Source organism: Chryseobacterium sp. CG10_8, from assembly GCF_058117085.1.
Genome location: NZ_JBYVEB010000209.1, coordinates 1 through 1947 on the forward strand (window position 1 = coordinate 1; position 1947 = coordinate 1947).

General features: G+C 31.8%; 2 protein-coding genes. Both read right to left on the reverse strand.

Going from position 1 to position 1947, the window contains the following annotated elements:
* Positions 1 to 139: 139 nt before the first annotated feature.
* Positions 140 to 1084, reverse strand: coding sequence for an alpha/beta hydrolase family protein (locus tag AC4AGG_RS16210; protein WP_489773062.1), 945 nt, complete (start codon positions 1082 to 1084; stop codon positions 140 to 142).
* 228 nt (positions 1085 to 1312) lie between these two features.
* A partial coding sequence (locus AC4AGG_RS16215) for a DUF2625 domain-containing protein (RefSeq protein ID WP_489773063.1) occupies positions 1313 to 1947 on the reverse strand: 635 nt, incomplete at its 5' end.

Consider the following 1947-nt stretch of genomic DNA (forward strand, 5'->3'; position numbering starts at 1 on the left):
TGAGCCAATGCTTTTTCGGTGAAGTGAAATTACAAAAAAATAACGAAACCGAAAAGCAGTGGCAACGAAGAATATTCAAATTTTCAATTTGAGTATTCAAGCCCGCTTTTGCGAATACACTGTTGTAGGCAGTGCTTTATTATTTTATTTTTTTGATGTTAAATACTTTCTGTTTTATCCACTGAACTGAGATGTCAAAAGGTTCTGTATCTTTGTCAGAAGAAGTATTATGTCCCAAATTTGTAAACAAAGTGTACTCAAAAGGTTTACCTTGAACTTTAAATGTATTTAACTGTTCTATACACAACTTTACCGGAATTTGTATATCTTTTTCTCCAAAAAGCCAAAGTCCTGGAATTGAAAGAGTACTCAGAGAAACTTTTGGGTCAGTTGCTTTAAATTGGTATTTGTCGGGGTCATTCATAGTATGTTCATGAGCGTCTAATTCTGTGTGGTTTTCCCAAAAATTATTGTTTCCGTTAGTATAAAACTGAAATCGAAGTTGTTCTAAAGTTGTAATTGTAGGGCAACTAAAAAGAACCATAAATTCTATTTTAGGGTTTTTGCTTGCAACAATAGGAATAATCCATCCTGCTTGACTAAATCCAACTAATCCAATTGATATTTTTTTATCTTTGAAATAAGTTTGAAATGTATTTACTGCTACATTTACATCTTGCGCTAATAAGTTAAGATTTGTTGTGTCAATATTATTCGTACCAACAGTTGGTCCCACATATACACCACCAGATTCTCCAACTCCTCGTTTATCATATGTTAAAACGGCAATGCCTTTTCTGGCGAGGCGTTTAGCAAATTCCATTTCTCTTTTTACTGGATCAGAACCGTGAACAATAACAACTGCAGCAAACATTTTTTTTGGTATTAGGATTGAGCCTGCAAGAGTTACTCCTTCATTTTTGAACGTCACATTTTCTGTTCTTATAGAGTCTAATGATTGAGCTTTTGTTTTATTTAGTGTCATTAGAAAAAGCATCGACATAAATATAATTCTGGTAAATAAAGCTTCCTTAGTATTTTGTTCTGTCAAGCTACAGCTAATTTTATTCAAAAATTTCATCATTATTTTTTAAGCATTTTTTTTGTGCATTGCCTACAACGAAAAAGTATTAGTGAAGGCGGGCGAAAAGTGAACTGAAAGTTCAATTTTCAACCAACTGAAGCCAATGCTTTTTCTATGGAACTAAACTACAAAAAAATCGTGGAATAGAAAAGCAGTGGCGACGAAGAATATTCAAATTTCCAATTTGAGTATTCAAGCCCGCTTTTGCTAATACACTGTTGTCTGCAGTTATAATTTTTGCGTTCGGAATTTATAAACTTCTTCGATATTAGCTTTGCTTTTTTCAACTTTATTTATATTCCGTCCCTCTTTTGTCCACAAGAAAGGGTAAAAAATAAATGCTTCATTTGTATTCAAGTTTTTAAAATCTTTTTCCCAATTATTCCATCTTAAGTCTTTATAAAAGCTGTCAATATTTCCATTAAAGGAAAAATCAATAAATTCTGTATAACTTAAATCTAATGGTTCTGCTTCCAAATTATCTGGTGCCAAATAATAAATTTTCCCTAAATCATTTCCTAAATCTCCACCATTTAGTAAGAAAAATCCTCCAACTGCGTCATCTGCGATTATTAAATAACCTGGTTTATCTCCATAATTTTGAAAAGTTTTTCCTTTATTCCATTCAGGGATACTTCTGTTTAGTTTTTCACTTCCTGAACCGTAAATTCTTAGCCAACCGTCATTTACTAATATTCCTCCAGTATGAAAGATTATTGCTCCCATCGGTGAACGAGTTGTGATTTGCATATTGAATAAAGCTTCTTTAGATTTTATTGAGTCGTTCTCTAAAATTTGAATTTTATTTTTTGCGGTTTTACTCCAATCTTGAATTAAAGTTATCGCATCTTCATTTTTATTTA

Coding starts and splice junctions, on each gene's coding strand:
- AC4AGG_RS16210 (WP_489773062.1), bottom strand. CDS start 1,084: ATGATGAAATTTTTGAATAAAATTAGCTGTAGCTTGACAGAACAAAAT.